10 protein-coding genes and 2 pseudogenes are annotated in these 11,582 nt (G+C 72.4%); 7 read left to right on the top strand and 5 right to left on the bottom strand.

What is annotated here, in order from left to right; genetic code table 11:
* Positions 1-111: 111 nt before the first annotated feature.
* Positions 112-1,062: an endonuclease/exonuclease/phosphatase family protein gene (locus tag ACZ4WH_RS06060; RefSeq protein ID WP_468177057.1), complete on the bottom strand. Its 951-nt coding sequence runs from the start codon at positions 1,060-1,062 to the stop codon at positions 112-114.
* 178 nt (positions 1,063-1,240) lie between these two features.
* On the opposite strand from ACZ4WH_RS06060, the pseudogene ACZ4WH_RS06055 reads away from it, so the two are divergent.
* The 3 genes and pseudogenes from ACZ4WH_RS06055 (at position 1,241) to ACZ4WH_RS06045 (ending at position 3,900) form a co-directional block, all read left to right on the top strand.
* Positions 1,241-2,619 (top strand): annotated as a pseudogene (locus tag ACZ4WH_RS06055) (amidohydrolase).
* Between the two features lie 179 nt (positions 2,620-2,798).
* A complete protein-coding gene (locus ACZ4WH_RS06050) occupies positions 2,799-3,491 on the top strand; it encodes a DUF899 domain-containing protein (protein ID WP_468177055.1) in 693 nt (230 codons plus the stop codon).
* Between the two features lie 232 nt (positions 3,492-3,723).
* On the top strand, positions 3,724-3,900 hold the full coding sequence (locus ACZ4WH_RS06045) for a hypothetical protein (protein WP_356348421.1): 177 nt from the start codon (positions 3,724-3,726) through the stop codon (positions 3,898-3,900).
* A 15-nt stretch (positions 3,901-3,915) separates the two neighbouring features.
* On the opposite strand, the gene ACZ4WH_RS06040 is transcribed toward ACZ4WH_RS06045, so the two are convergent.
* The 3 genes and pseudogenes from ACZ4WH_RS06040 to ACZ4WH_RS06030 form a co-directional block, all read right to left on the bottom strand.
* Positions 3,916-6,087, bottom strand: coding sequence for an ABC transporter ATP-binding protein (locus tag ACZ4WH_RS06040; RefSeq protein WP_468177053.1), 2,172 nt, complete (start codon positions 6,085-6,087; stop codon positions 3,916-3,918).
* 414 nt (positions 6,088-6,501) lie between these two features.
* Complete coding sequence (locus ACZ4WH_RS06035; RefSeq protein ID WP_468177051.1) at positions 6,502-6,951, bottom strand: hypothetical protein; 450 nt, start codon at positions 6,949-6,951, stop codon at positions 6,502-6,504.
* Between the two features lie 338 nt (positions 6,952-7,289).
* Positions 7,290-7,958: pseudogene (locus ACZ4WH_RS06030) on the bottom strand (ATP-binding protein); the annotation flags it as partial.
* Positions 7,959-8,161: 203 nt separating this feature from the next.
* Between ACZ4WH_RS06030 and ACZ4WH_RS06025 the strand changes: the two are divergent.
* From ACZ4WH_RS06025 to ACZ4WH_RS06015, 3 genes are all read left to right on the top strand, one after another.
* The gene (locus ACZ4WH_RS06025) at positions 8,162-9,022 is read left to right on the top strand and encodes a helix-turn-helix domain-containing protein (protein WP_468177049.1); all 861 of its coding nucleotides are present in this window, start codon (positions 8,162-8,164) and stop codon (positions 9,020-9,022) included.
* Positions 9,023-9,277 carry a DUF397 domain-containing protein gene (locus ACZ4WH_RS06020; protein WP_030642274.1) on the top strand — a complete coding sequence of 85 codons (255 nt, stop codon included), beginning with the start codon at positions 9,023-9,025 and terminating at the stop codon, positions 9,275-9,277. It begins immediately after the preceding gene.
* Between the two features lie 109 nt (positions 9,278-9,386).
* On the top strand, positions 9,387-9,563 hold the full coding sequence (locus tag ACZ4WH_RS06015) for a hypothetical protein (protein ID WP_468177047.1): 177 nt from the start codon (positions 9,387-9,389) through the stop codon (positions 9,561-9,563).
* Here ACZ4WH_RS06015 and pdxR read toward each other — a convergent pair.
* Entirely contained in the window at positions 9,515-10,978 is a 1,464-nt protein-coding gene (pdxR, locus tag ACZ4WH_RS06010; protein ID WP_468177045.1) for a MocR-like pyridoxine biosynthesis transcription factor PdxR, read from the bottom strand. The two genes, ACZ4WH_RS06015 and pdxR, sit on opposite strands and share 49 nt — an antisense overlap.
* A gap of 46 nt (positions 10,979-11,024) precedes the next feature.
* On the opposite strand from pdxR, the gene ACZ4WH_RS06005 reads away from it, so the two are divergent.
* The gene (locus tag ACZ4WH_RS06005; protein ID WP_468177043.1) at positions 11,025-11,558 is read left to right on the top strand and encodes a carboxymuconolactone decarboxylase family protein; all 534 of its coding nucleotides are present in this window, start codon (positions 11,025-11,027) and stop codon (positions 11,556-11,558) included.
* The last annotated feature ends 24 nt before the right edge of the window (positions 11,559-11,582 follow it).

The following is an 11,582-nucleotide window of genomic DNA, read 5'->3' as shown; positions in this document are numbered from 1 at the left end:
CGGCTAGGTCACGTGTGTCCACCGGGCCGGCCAGGCCACCCTTCCCCGCCCGGCTGGCCAGACTGCCTTCCCCCACCCGGCTGGCCAGACCGCCCTCCCCCACCCGGCCGGCTAGGCCACCCGTATCCACACCGGAGCGTGGTCCGAGCCGGGGGTGTCCCGGCGTTCCGCCGGGTCCGGGCCGATCGACGGCAGGTGGGGTGGCGGGTCGGTGGGCAGGCCGGTGCCCGCCTCCGTGACCCGGTGGGCCAGATGGTGGCTGACCAGGACGTGGTCGATCAGTTCGGGGCGCCCGGAGTCGATCCGGGAGTAGCGGCGGTCGGCCGGTATCAGCGGGGCCACGTCCCACAGCCGTACCGCGTCACCCTGGTCGGGATGGTCGTACCCGGGCGTGCCGATCTCGGAGCCGGGCGGGCCGAGCAGGAGCTGTGTGGTGGCGGCCCGCACCTCGTCGTTGAGGTCGCCAAGCACGGCCACGTCCCGGTTCCCGCCGTCGCCCGCCAGCAACTCGTCCGCGAGGGCCCGCAGGGTGGCGGCCTCGGCGGCGCGGCGGTAGAGGGCGTACGCCCCGTACCGGGCGCGTTCGCCCTCGTCGTGGGGGAAGAAACGGTTCCCGGGATAGCTGAGCAGCTTGGACTTCAGATGGGCGACCGCCACCGTCAGCTCACCCGCCTCGGTGTCCGTCGCCACCGCCAGGAAGCCACGGCCGGCCCCCGCCTCCGTCGCACCCGAGTCGTCCGACTGCACCGGGCGCAGCCGCGCCGGGAAGCCGGCCGTGTCGGCGACCACCCGCGGCTCGGTACGGCTGAGGAAACCGACCCGTATCCCGCGCCCGTCGGGATGCGCGGACAGGACCGCGTACCAGTCGCCGCCCAGCAGACCGGCCAGATCGGCGAGCGCTTCCGGGTCGCCGACCTCCTGCACGCCGAGCAGCACCGGGTCGAGAGCGGTGATCACGCCGGCGAGCGCGGCGAGTTTCGCCTCGTAGGCGGCCTTGTCGCGGGGGCCGTACGGGCCGCCGGGACGGTAGAGGTTCTCCAGGTTCCAGGTGCCGAGGAGCATGCCGGGCTCCTTTCAAGGGCTGCGGACAGGGCCCCGGACACAGGCCCCAGGGACACAGGGGCCGCGGACGGGCCGTGATGAGGCCAGGGTGCTCGCCCCGCGCGCCGCGCGCGAGGGCTGTGAGCCGGATGCGTGGTTCGGCTCACATCGCGGTACGACAGGACCGTACGTTGGACTCATGAGTGCCGTTGGGCCCCTGAGCGCCGCTCCCGCCGACCTGATCGTCACCGACTGCACGGTCCTCACCCATGGCGAGGGGGATGAGGGGGAAGGGATCGGATTCCGTCAGGACGCCGCGATCGTCGTCCGCGACCGTGTGATCGACGCGGTGACGACGGCCGCTGCCGTGCGGGACGTGCCGGCCGTGACGCGCATCGAGGCGCGCGGGCAGGTCGCGCTGCCCGGGCTGATCAACTGCCATACGCACGCACCGATGGTGGCCCTGCGCGGCCTCGCCGAGGACCTGCCGACCGAGGAGTGGTTCAACGACGTCGTCTGGCCCGTGGAGACCAACCTCACCGCACGGGACGTGGAGTTGGGGGCGCGGCTCGCCTGCGCAGAGATGATCCGGGGCGGGGTGACCTGCTTCGCCGACCACTACTTCCACATGGACACCGTCGCCGCCGTCGTCGCCGAGTGCGGCCTGCGCGCCCACCTCGGCGCGGCCTACTTCTCCAGTCAGGGGCCGCGGGCGCGGGAGGCGTCACTGGAGTTCGCGCTCCGGCGGCGCGGCGCCGCCGACGGCCGGATCACCACGGCCCTCGCCCCGCCCGCCCCCTACACCTCACCGACGCCGACCTCACCGCCACCGCCGACCTCGCCCGTGCGCACGGCCTGCCCGTGCACATCCACGCGGCCGAGAACCGCGACCAGACCGACACCAGCCTCGCCCGGCACGGCCTCACCCCCATCGAGGTCCTGTACCGCACCGGACTCCTCGGCACCGACCTGCTCATCGCCCACGGCACCGGAATCCTGGAGCGGGACCTGCCGCTGCTGGCACGCACGGGCGGCCGTACCGCCGTGGCCACCGCGCCCCGCGGCTACCTCAAGTTCGCCTGGCCGACGACCACTCCGGTACGGGCCCTGCGCGCGGCCGGCGTCCCCGTCGGCCTCGCCACGGACGGCGCCGCCTCCAACAACTCCCTCGACGTATGGGAGGCTATGGCGCTGACGTTCCTGATCCAGAAGTCCACCGAGGGCGACCCGCGCTGGCTGACCGCCCGTCAGGCCCTGCACCACGCCACGTCGCAGAGCGCCCGCGCGGTCGGGCTCGGCGACCGGGTCGGCACCCTCGCGCCCGGTCGGCGCGCCGACATCATCCTGGTCGACCTCACCGGCCCGCACACCCAGCCGGTCCACGACCTCGCCGCCACCCTCGTGCACAGCGCCCGCGCCGCCGACGTCCGCACGACCGTCGTCGACGGCCGCGTGCTGATGCGGGACCGCGAACTGCTCACCCTCGATGTACCTGCGGTCGTACGGGAGCTGACGGACCGGCTGCCCGCGCTGACCGCACGCGACCACGGGCGACGCCTCCAGGAGTACGACACCTGAACCTGAGCCCGCTCCTGGCCGAAGGCCGGACAAGGATCGGGTCTGGCTGGAAGCCGGGCAAGACTCGGGTCTGGCCGAAAGCCGGGCAGGGTTTGGCCGAAAAATTCTCCGTGCCCCGCGATGAGTTCCGCTTCCGCCGACAGTCACCACCCTGAACCGACCGTCGGACAGGAGGGCACATGTCGCATCCGGAGATCGTCTCTCGCGAGCAGTGGCGCGCGGCGCGCGAGGAGTTGCTGCGCAAGGAGGAGGCGGTCAGACGGGCGCGCGAGGTACTCGGCGCCGAGCGGCGGCGACTGCCCATGGTCGAGGTCGACCCGGAGTACGTCTTCGAGGGCGGCGACGGCAAGGCCACCCTGCTCGACCTCTTCGAGGGGCGGGCCCAGTTGGTCGTGCACCACTTCATGTTCGCCCCGGAGTGGGAGACCGGCTGCCCCTGCTGCGCTGCCTTCCTGGACCAGGTCGGCCACCTCGCCCACCTGCGCGCCCGGAACACCTCCTTCGCCGCCGTCTCCCGGGCGCCGTTCACCCGCATCCTGCCGTTCAAGGCACGGATGGGCTGGGCGGTGCCCTGGTACTCCTCGGCACCCGGCGACGACAACCACGACGCCGACCGCGAGGCCGACCGCGACGTCGACCGAGACTTCAACCGTGACTTCGAGGCCACCGTCGAGTCGGGCGGCGAACTGGTGGAGCGCCCGGGCCTCAGCTGCTTCCTGCGGGACCACGACCGGGTCTTCCACACGTACTCCGTGTACGACGACGGGCTGGACGGCCTGGGCACCACCTCGGCCCTGCTCGACCTGACCGCGCTCGGCCCCAGCCCGGCCGGAAGCGAGAGACTGCGGCTGCACGACGAGTACGACTACTGAGCCGGACGCGTACTGAGCCGGACGCGTACGACTGCTGATGCTGAGGTGTGGCTGTCGACACCAAGTGTTCGGTTGTCGGTACGGAAGGTGAGGTTCGTGTCACAAGGTGAACGGATCCTCACGGTCCGCGCCGACCCGGTGTCGACAATGTCTCAGTCCCGTCACTGAGCGAGGCGTTTCCCATCTCCAGGGCGTTAACTCCTACACGTACAACGCTTTCTGGAGGTGCGAGATGGTGAACGGGCGAACGGTGCTCGAACGCTTTCCCGCCGGTGGTCCCCGGGGCTCCTGGCCCGCGGAGGAGTTCGCGCACGCGCGGCGACTCGAAGGCCTGCCCGCCGAGGTCGTCATGGACCTCGCCACGGACACCTTCCTGGTCATCGTCCGCGGAGGCGAGACCGTCGAATGAGCCGGTCCATGGGGCTCAGGCCGGCTTCGGGGCCGGCACTCGCGCCGTGAACTGCTGCGCCTGGAGGGTGTACAGCTCGGCGTAGACACCGCCTCTGGCCAGCAGCTCATCCGGGGTGCCGGACTCCACCAAGCGCCCGTGCTCCAGCACATGCACCAGGTCGGCATGCCGGACCGAGGCCAGCCGGTGGGTGATCAGGACGACCGTCTGCCCACCGCCCGCCAGCGCCCGGATCTTCTCGAACACCTCCAGCTCGGCCCGCGCGTCCAGCGCCGCCGTCGGCTCGTCCACGATCAGGATGCTCCCGCGCCGGTAGGCCGCCCGGGCGATGCCGAGCCGCTGCCACTGTCCGCCGGACAGCTCGTGTCCGCCGCTGAAGTTCCGGGCCAGCAGGGTGTCCAGGCCGCGCGGCAGATCAGCGACCACGTCCTCGGCGCCCGCCTCGGCGATCGCCGTGGCCAGCCGCTCCTCGGTCATCGGCGCGGTGGAGCGGCCGACGGCCACGTTCACCCGGGCGGTGAACGGCCAGCGCTTGAAGTCCTGGGCCACCATCGCGATGCGCTCGGCGAGCAGCCGCCGGTCGGCCCGCGCCGCGTCGACGCCGTCCCACAGAATCCGGCCCCGGTCCGGCGTGTACAGCCCGGCGAGCAGCTTGACCAGCGTGGTCTTGCCCGAGCCGTTCTCGCCGACGAGCGCGATGATCCGGCCGAGGGGGAGGGTGAGGGTGACGTCGTCGAGGGCGGGACGGGGGGTGGTGCCGACCGGGGGATTGCCGGTGGGGTGCGGGTCGGTGGGGTGCGGGCCGGTCGGGTGCGGGTCGGTGGGGTGCGGGTCGGTCGGGTGCTCGCCGGTCGGTTGCTCGTCGGCCGAGTGGGGGACGGCCGCAGGCGGGGCGGCTGAATGCTGGTCGGCCGGGTACTGGTCGGTCGGGTGCTGGTCGGCCGGATGCTGGCCGGTCGGGTGCTGGCCGGCCGGATGCTCGTCGTGCGGGTAGCTGAAGGTGACGTTCTCGAAGCGGATCTCCTTCGGGTCCTCCGGCAGCGGCTCCCCGCCCACCGGGATGGCCCGCTCGGCCGCCGCCGCGTACAGCCGCTTCAGATCGCCCACGAACAGGGCCTCCTCGTGCAGCTGGTTGATCTCCAGCACCAGCGTGTCCAGGCTCGCCGCACCGGTACGGATCGCGATCACCGCCGTACCCGCCACCGACAGGGCCATCGCACCGGCCAGCAGCAGCGCGCCCAGCGTCGCGTACGTGGCGAGTGTCGCGAGGCCCGTCCAGGCAGCGGCGATCAGACCGGTCCGCGCGGCCAGCCGGGACAGCCGGGCCTGCTCCGCCTCCGCGGTCTCCGACATGGACCGGAAGTGGCGCAGCAGGAACGGGCCCACGCCGTGCACCCGGATCTCGGGGGCTGCGGTCGGCTCGGTGAGCAGGCTGCTGATCAGCTGGCCGGCCCGGGCGTGCTGCACCCAGGTGTGGAAGGACTCGTAGCGGCGCCGGGCGTTGGTCAGCGCGCTCCAGGCGCTGGGCAGGGTCATGGTGATCAGCAGGGGCAGCAGCGCCGGATGCAGCACGGTGAGCACGCCCGCCGCGGCGACCAGCGAGATCATCGCGTTGATCACCCGGGTGCTGTAGCTGATCATGTGCCGGGCGGACCGGGCACCGTACTGGGCCGTGTCCAGCAGTTTGTGGAAGGCGTGGTCCTCGATCGCGGCCAGCTCGACGTTCGCCGCCCGCTCCAGGTACAGCTCGGTCGCCACCCGCTCCACCTTGGGCTCCAGTCGTCCGGTGGCGTAGATGGAGGCCGCCCGCAGCAGCGCGGCGACCAGCGTCACGACGGCCATCACGACCAGGGCGGGGGCGGCCGCGCGCAGCCGCTGCGCGATGTCCGGGCCGGTGAGCAGCTTGCCGAGCGCGTTGTTCACAGCCAGCAGACCCACCGCCTGGGCCACGCCCCGGCCCGCCTCGGCGGCCAGCACCACCCGGGCGGCCCGCTCGTCCGCCTGCCGGGCCAGCCGGAGACTGGACGCCAGCATGCCGGGCAGCCGGGTCATCATCGCCCGGAAGGTCAGCGCGAGGAAGGCGTCCGCGTGCTGGTTCCAGCCCATGTCGTACCGCAGCGGCCCGCCGAACAGCAGCCGCTCCGACGTCGACACCACCGGCTCGGCCGCCTCCCGGTTCTTCCTCACCGTGACCTCCCGGACCCCGACGGAACGGCCACTATTCCGGCCGGGACCACGGCTCGGCAGGGCGTGAGCAGACGCACGAGGGGCGCGGAGGGAGCACGGCTCGCGTGAGCGGCGCAGTCGGTGGGCGCCGGGTGGCGTGGTGGGTGGCGCGGCGGGTGGGCGCCGGGTGGTGCGGTGGGTGGGCGTCGGGTGGGCGTCGGGCGGCGCAGGTGTGTGACCTGGCGGGGGCTGGGAGGGCTGGGTGGTGTGGGCTGTGGCTGGGACAGGGCAGACGGTAGCGCTGGGACGGCAGTGGCTACGGCGGAGACGGCGGCGCTACGCCAGAGCGGCTGCGGTGACGGGGACGCCAACGGTTGCACCGAGACGCCAACGGCTACGCCCGGACGCCAACGCTTACACCGGGACGGCAACGGGCTACGCCGAGACCGCCCGCGACCAGTCCGGAGTCGTGCCCGTCACCCGGCACAGGGCCAGGTAGAGCGGAATCGGCGGGGTGTACGGAACCGTGCCCTCCGGGTGGTGGATCAGCCGGGCGGTGCCGGTGACCAGGGCACCGACGGCGTAGTGGGCCGGGGACGGCCAGGGCAGGGCGTAGTCGGAGTCCGACGGAACGATCCACCACCAGTGGGAGCCGTCGGCGTACACGCATCCCACCCGTGGCAGCCGAGGTACGACGAGCGGGCCGAGGCGGTCGGGTACGGCGACGGCGTCGCAGCCGAGCGGGGCCGTCATGCCGTCCGGCAGGGACAGACGGCGGGCCGGATCCGGGGTCGGGCGCCGGCGCTGTAGGCGTACTAGGGTGTTCAGGCCGAGGGCGTGCTCCTGGCCCGTACCGGTGACACCGGGCCGCTCGACGCCGGTCACGGTCGCTCCCCGTGTAGGTGGGGCGCCGAAGCGCCGTGCGGACGCTGCTCCGGTTCCATGGGCCGGTGCTGCTCCGGATGCCCATCCAGCGGCCGGTACTGCTCCGGATGCGCAGCGTGCAGGTGCTGCTCTGCTACTCCGTGCCGATGCTGCTCGGGCGGCCGGTGCAGCGGTTGCCCGGCGGGGAGACGCCGATGCTGCCCAGGCTCCCCCGGCCCCACCTGCCCCGGTGCCCCCACCCCGTACTGGTCAGGAGTCCGCCGTTGCTGCTCCGGTACGGCGTCCCGGTGGTGCTCCGACGCCGCGTCCCGGCGCTGCCCCGGTGCCGTACTCCCATGCTTCCCCGGCGGCACCCGCCTGCTCGCCTCGGCCGGCTGGTCGTCGTCGGAGTCGTCCGGGCGGCCCGGCTTGGGGCGGGCGCCCCAGCCCAGGTCGTCGCGCGGCTCGGTCGTGTCCGGGGCGGCGGTGTCCGGGGCGCCGGCGTCGGTCTGGCGGGGCAGCTCCGCCCAGACCAGCAGCCCGGGGCCGTGCTCCTGGGCACCCCAGGCCCGGCACAGCGCGTCGACGAGAAGCAATCCCCTCCCGTGCTCCTCGTCAGGTCGCTGCGGAGACGGGTGGGGTTCGCCGGGAGCACAGCCCTCGTCGCGTACGGCTATGCGCACCATGTCGTCGTGGTCGTGCAGTTCGCACACGACCCGGCTGCTCGCGGTGTGCACGATCGCGTTGGTGACCAGCTCGGATATGACGAGGGCCGCGTTGTCGCAGGTGTCCGCGCACACCGCCCAGCCGGACAGCCGAGCGTGCGTCAGGCGTCTCGCCTGGGCGGCGGAACCCGGATGTGCGGCCAGTTCGAAGCGGAACCTGCGCTCGGCAGTGCTCCCCCGGGAGGTCGCTGCCTCCCCCACGTTCGAACCGGCTCGCGCGGGGGAACCCCCATCGGCACCGAGACCGGAACGGTCGGCGGCGGCGTCTGTTCCTAAAGGCGCGGACGGAATCACGCCTGCCACTATCTCCCTGCCATGGACACTTGGCAAGAGTCACTCTGAAAATTGCAGAGTGCTGTGTGACTCGGTCAGGGCTCGTGGCACACTGCTCGCAACAGCACGTCGCGCGGCGCCAATTGGAGTCGTCGGAGGTCCGGCCCGATCTTCGAATGAACCTTCGAATGGCGCCGCAGGGCTGTCAGCGAACTTTCGGTGGAGGTGGGAGCGTGAGCGAGCCGCGGTCCGCGCCGACGGTGGGCCAGGTGGTCCTCGGCCGGCGCCTGCTGGACCTGCGGGAACGCGCCGGACTGAAGCGCGAGGAGGCCGCCCGCGTCCTTCGTGTCGCCCCCGCCACCGTCCGCCGCATGGAGATGGCCGAGGTCTCCCTCAAAATCCCGTACCTCCAACTGCTGCTGAAGGCCTACGGCGTCCCCGACGACGAGGCCGAGCTCTTCGTCCAACTGGCCGAGGAGGCGAACAAGCCCGGCTGGTGGCAGCGGTTCCACGACATCCTCCCTGGCTGGTTCTCGATGTACGTCAGCCTGGAGGGCGCGGCCGGCCTCATCCGCTCCTACGAACCGCACTTCGTCCCCGGCCTGCTCCAGACCGAGGACTACGCGCGCGGGGTGCTGAAATCCGGTGCCATCGGCCAGACGAGCCCGGACGACATCGAGCGGCATGTCGCGCTCCGCATGCAGCGCCAGCAACTGCTCACCCGTCCCGACGCCCCCCGCTTCTGGGTGGTGATGGACGAGACCGCCCTGCGCCGCCCGGTCGGCGGCCCGGAGGTGATGCGCGCGCAGATCGACAAGTTGCTCGAGGCCACGAAGCTGCCCCATGTGACGCTCCAGGTCGCCCCGTTCGCCAACGGGCCGCACCCGGGGACGTACGGGCCCTTCGTGCTGTTCCGATTTGCCATGTCAGAACTGCCGGACATGGTCTACAGCGAGTACCTGACCGGCGCCGTCTACCTCGACGCGCGCACCGAGGTGGCGACCCACCTGGAGGTCATGGACCGCATGGCGGCGCAGGCCGCTACGGCACAACGCACGAAGGAGATCCTCCGGGATCTCCGCAAGGAGCTGTGAATGGATCGCATCAAGCCGCGCGGACGCGTCTACAACGGCATGCCCGCGCGGGAGTTGGGCAGCGAGGGGTGGCACAAGCCCTGGAGCGGCGGCAACGGCGGAAACTGCCTGGAGGCGATGAAGCTGGCCGACGGCCGGATCGCGGTACGCCAGTCGACCGACCCGGACGGGCCGGCCCTGATCTACACGACGGACGAGATGACCGCGTTCATAGAGGGAGCCAAGGCGGGGGAGGCCGACTTCCTGCTGTCCTGACCTTGACGGTGTGTTGTTTCTAACCCAACTTCCTTATCGCAATGCCAACCTGCACCAGTTGAGGGCGCCCGGCGGATTCTGGACCTCGGCAGGCCGGGCGCCCTTTCCCATGTCTCCCCCCGAGGAGTCGGCGGCGGCCGTCGAGAAGCTCAAGGCCGCCGACGTCACCCTCATCCTGCGTTCCCGCGATGAGTTCGCCCGCTTCTTCACCGGCCTCGACTTGGCCGACCCCGAACGTCACCCCGGCGGCAGCACCTCGCAGAGCGCCTCCAGCGCGGCCCCGTAGGCGTGTTCGGCCGGAGCCGCGTACCCCACCACCAGTCCGTCACCGGCCTCCGTCGGACTCCGCGGATGCCGGAACGCGGCGAGACCGTCGAGGGCGACACCCTGCCACGCGGCGGCCTTCACCGTCGACCGCTCCGTGCCGGGCGGCAGCCGCAGCACCGCGTGCAGCCCGGCCGCGATGCCCGTCACCTCGATGTGCGGCGCCTGAGCGGCGAGCGCGGCGACGAGCCGGTCACGCCGGCGCCGGTACCGCTGCCGCATACGCCGCACATGACGGTCGTACGACCCACAGGCGACGAAGTCCGCGAGAGCGAGCTGGTCCAGCACGCTCGCCCACCCCTCCCGCTCGCCCTTCGCCGCCAGAACCGGCTCCACATACCGCTGCGGCAGGACCATCCAGCCCAGCCGCAGCGCCGGTGACAGGCTCTTGCTGACCGACCCGATGTGGATGACCCGCTCCGGATCAAGCCCCTGAAGTGCGCCGACGGGCCGACGGTCGTACCGGAACTCGCCGTCGTAGTCGTCCTCCAGCACCACCGCTCCCCGCGCGCGTGCCCAGTCGATCACCGCGGCCCGGCGTTCCGGATGCAGTGGGCCACCGGTCGGGAACTGGTGCGCGGGCGTCAGCAGCACGGCCCGCTCGCGCCCGAGCGCGTCCACCCGCGCGCCGTGCTCGTCCAGCGGCAGCGGTACGGTGCGCGCGCCCGCCGCCGCGAGCAGTTCCCGGTGGAACCCCAGCCCGTACGCCTCGACGCCCAGTGGACCGCGCAGCACCCCGCCCGCACCCGGTCCGTCCCGGCTGAAGAGAAGCCGCAGCGCGTGCGCGAAACCCGAGCAGATCACGATCCGGTCGGGTTCGGTACGCACCCCACGCGCGCGAGCCAGATACTCCGTCAGCGTCTCCCGCAACTCGCGGCGCCCCGCGGGATCGCCCGGCCCGAACGCCTCGCTCGGCGCCGCTTGCAGCGCCCGGCGGTACGAGGCCGCCCACGCCGCCCGCGGAAAGGCCGACGCGTCCGGCGTCCCCTGCCGCAGATCGTGCCGCGGCCCGCGCGCACGTAGCGGCGACTTCACCGGCGTCCGCACGGCGTGGCGCGGCGGCTCGGACCTCCCCCGCTGCCCGAAAGGCGTGGGAGGTACAGCCGCGGCCACCCGCGTCCCGGAACCCTGCCGGGCGGTCAGCCAGCCCTCCGCGACCAGCTCGGCGTACGCGTCGGCCACCGTGTTGCGGGCCACCCCCAGATCCGCGGCGAGCGACCGGTACGGCGGCAACCGGGTGCCCGGCGCAAGTCGGCCGCTGCGCACGGCCTCCCGCAGCGCCCTGGTCAGCGCCGCCCGCCTGCCACCCGGTCCCGACAGCTCCAGGTGCAGGTCCGCACCGATCCGCTCTGCGGAATTGACCCACGATTCCGTCATGGAAATGCACCCTATAGTCGGTCTTTCCGGCGCCTAGGTTGGAGCCATGACGACGAACACGACCACCGCGACCGCCACCCGGACCACCGACCTCACCAACGGCATCGCCACGGCCGAGGCCGCACGCACCCGCCTGGACTTCGCGAAGGCCGCGCCGAAGGTCTTCCGGGCGATCGTCGGCTTCGACGCCGCCGCCCGCCGGGGCCTCGATCCCGCTCTGGTCGAACTGATCCAGATCCGCGCCTCCCATCTCAACCACTGCGCCTACTGCCTGCACATGCACACCAACGACGCCCGCAAGGCCGGCGAGGACGAGGACCGGCTCCACATGGTCGCCGTCTGGCGCGAGGCCCGGCACTTCTTCACTCCGAAGGAACAGGCCGCCCTCGCCCTGACCGAGGCGGTCACCCTCGTCGCCGACGGCGGAGTCCCCGACACCGTCTACGCCGAGGCCGCCGCCCACTTCGAGGACCAGGAACTGGCCCACGTCCTCTCCCTGATCCTCACGATCAACACCTGGAACCGCGTGGCCCTGGCCACGGGAAAGGTGGCGGGCACGGACGAACGCACCGCCGGCTGACGGCAGCTGCCACCGGTTCCCGGC

Source organism: Streptomyces sp. NPDC029138 (assembly GCF_055564375.1).
The sequence above is the reverse complement of the archived record's forward strand: the minus strand, read 5'-3'. Positions and strand labels throughout refer to the sequence as shown.

Coding starts and splice junctions, on each gene's coding strand:
- ACZ4WH_RS06005 (WP_468177043.1), top strand. CDS start 11,025: ATGACGACGAACACGACCACCGCGACCGCCACCCGGACCACCGACCTC.
- pdxR (WP_468177045.1), bottom strand. CDS start 10,978: ATGACGGAATCGTGGGTCAATTCCGCAGAGCGGATCGGTGCGGACCTG.
- ACZ4WH_RS06020 (WP_030642274.1), top strand. CDS start 9,023: ATGGATCGCATCAAGCCGCGCGGACGCGTCTACAACGGCATGCCCGCG.
- ACZ4WH_RS06015 (WP_468177047.1), top strand. CDS start 9,387: ATGTCTCCCCCCGAGGAGTCGGCGGCGGCCGTCGAGAAGCTCAAGGCC.
- ACZ4WH_RS06050 (WP_468177055.1), top strand. CDS start 2,799: ATGTCGCATCCGGAGATCGTCTCTCGCGAGCAGTGGCGCGCGGCGCGC.
- ACZ4WH_RS06045 (WP_356348421.1), top strand. CDS start 3,724: ATGGTGAACGGGCGAACGGTGCTCGAACGCTTTCCCGCCGGTGGTCCC.
- ACZ4WH_RS06060 (WP_468177057.1), bottom strand. CDS start 1,062: ATGCTCCTCGGCACCTGGAACCTGGAGAACCTCTACCGTCCCGGCGGC.